The organism is Streptomyces sp. SID1328 (genome assembly GCF_009865595.1).
GTDB classification, from domain to species: Bacteria; Actinomycetota; Actinomycetes; order Streptomycetales; family Streptomycetaceae; genus Streptomyces; species Streptomyces griseoluteus.
On sequence record NZ_WWKH01000940.1, the window covers coordinates 1 to 2,176 of the forward strand.

General features: G+C 73.9%; 2 protein-coding genes. One reads left to right on the forward strand and one right to left on the reverse strand.

Annotated elements, in window-relative coordinates; translation table 11 throughout:
• Positions 1–1,974 (forward strand): PP2C family protein-serine/threonine phosphatase (locus GT030_RS30450; RefSeq protein ID WP_161203850.1); only part of this gene is annotated, 1,974 nt, incomplete at its 5' end.
• A 4-nt stretch (positions 1,975–1,978) separates the two neighbouring features.
• Here GT030_RS30450 and GT030_RS30455 read toward each other — a convergent pair.
• The coding region (locus GT030_RS30455) for a peptidoglycan-binding domain-containing protein (protein ID WP_161203851.1) at positions 1,979–2,176 on the reverse strand (198 nt) is incomplete at its 5' end.

Sequence of the window (2,176 nt, forward strand, 5' to 3'; positions counted from 1 at the left end):
GTGCGGGTCGGCTCGCCGCAGGAGCTGGCCGGGTGCCTGCTGCGCCACCTGAGTCCGGACACGGCCGTCGACGCCGTCGTGCTGTACCAGCACCGGCCCGAGGACGGCCTCGAACTCATCGGGTACGCGGGCGTCGACGCCGCCCTCGCCGGGCGCTGGCGCCACCTGCCCGAGGTGAACAGGCTCGCCCCGCTGGACTGTCTGCACACCGGCGCGCCGCGCTGGCTGGAGAATTTCGCCGAGGACCGGCGCAACTACGTGCTCCTGGACCCCTCGGAGCGGTGGCTGTCGCGGGCCTGGCTGCCGGTGCCCGGGGGGCCCGGCTCGGGCGTGGCGCTCGGCGTACTGCGTGCTGAGGAGGGTCCGTTCGAGCCCCGCGAGCGTCAACTGCTGTTGGGTGCGGCCCGGTTGTGCGCGGGGCGGCTGCGGGCCTTCGATGCGGACCGGGCCGGCGACGCGAGCGGCATCACCCCGTACGTGCAGACGGTGCTCGACGCGCTGCCGGGTGCCACCATCCTGCTGCGCCCGCTGCGCGCCGCGTCCGGCGCGGTCGAGGACTACCGGATCGAGGCCGTGAGCCCGGAGGCGGTCGACGTGTTCGGCAACACCGGGCGCGACATGCTCGGCCGGCAGATCCTGGAGAGCTATCCCAGTGTCGCGGGCGAGCAGTTGTGGCACGGCTATCTCACGGCGCTCACCACCGGCGTGCCCTTCGAGAGCGCGCCGTTCGCCTACCAGGACGTGGTGGACGGCGTACCGGTGACCGCCACCTACTCCGTGCGGGCGACGCCGCTGGGCGACGGGCTGCTGGTGAGCTGGCTGCGGCTGGACCCGGTGGACCGGCAGGAGCAGCGGCTGTGGGACGTGCAGCGGCTGGGCAATCTGGGCTGGGCCAACTGGAACCTGGTCACCGGCGAGACCTCCTGGTCCGCGCAGACGTACGCCGTGCTCGGTCTCAACGCGGCGCGCGGGCCGGTGCCGCTGGCGGAGCTGCCCGCGTTGGTGGCGCCGCAGGACGCGGCTCCGCTGCGCGCCGCGATCACCGAACTCGTCGACCGTGCCCGCCCCTTCGACGTGCCCTTCCGTATCGACGCGCCGAGCGGGGTACGGCACCTGCGGATGGTCGCGGAGGCGGTGACCGAGCCGGACGGCACGCCCGCCGAGGTGCACGGGTTCGTACAGGACCTCACCGCCCAGCGCAGCGCCGAACTCGCGCTGGTCGAGAGCGAGCGGGCGATGCTGCTCCAGCGCGGGGTGCTCCAGGCCGAGCGGGCGCTGGCCGACCGGCTGCAGCACGCGCTGCTGCCCCTGCCGGCCGGCCCGGTCAGCCTGGCCGGGCTGCGGGTCGAAGTCGCCTATCTGCCCGCCCAGTCGGGCATCCAGGTCGGCGGCGACTGGTTCAGCGCGATCGAACTCTCCGACGACGCGGCCCTGTTCGTGGTCGGCGACGTGGCCGGGCACGGCATCGGAGCGGTGGCCACGATGGCTCAGCTCCGCTTCACCGCCAAGGGCATGGTGGGTACGGGCTCCTCGCTGACCGGGGCGCTGACCCGGCTGAACACCCTGCTGCTGCACTCACGGGACGGCCGCTCCACCGCCACCATGGTCCTCGCCCGCTACGACCCCACGACCCGCGTACTGGCCTGGGCCCAGGCCGGGCACCCGCCGCCACTGCTGGTACGCGGCGGCACGGCCTGCTTCCTCACCCGGCCCGTCGGCATGCTGCTCGGCGCGAGCGCGACCCCGGTGTTCGACTCCGCCGAGGCCCGGCTGGAGCCCGGCGACCGGCTGCTGCTGTTCACCGACGGTCTGGTGGAGCGCCCCGGCGAGGACGTCCTCGCCGGCTTCGCCCGGCTCGCCGACGCGGTCCTCACCAAGGGTGGCGACAGTCTGGACTCGCTGCTCACCTCGATGCTGGTGGACGAGCACCGCGACGACGTGTGCGTGGTGGACATCCGGTTCCCGGAGGAATGAGGACTCAGCCGGTGCGGGACTCCAGGTCCCGGCGGGTGTCGTCGCCGTAGACGCCGGTCTCGTCGCCCCGGATGCCGTACCAGAGCTGGAACCGGGCCACGGCTTCGGTGAGTGGGGCGTCGTAGGGGCCGGTGGCGGAACCGTCGCGGAACACGTCGGGGATGCGCAGAAGGCGGCGGCGCAGCTCGGTGACCTCGGGGCC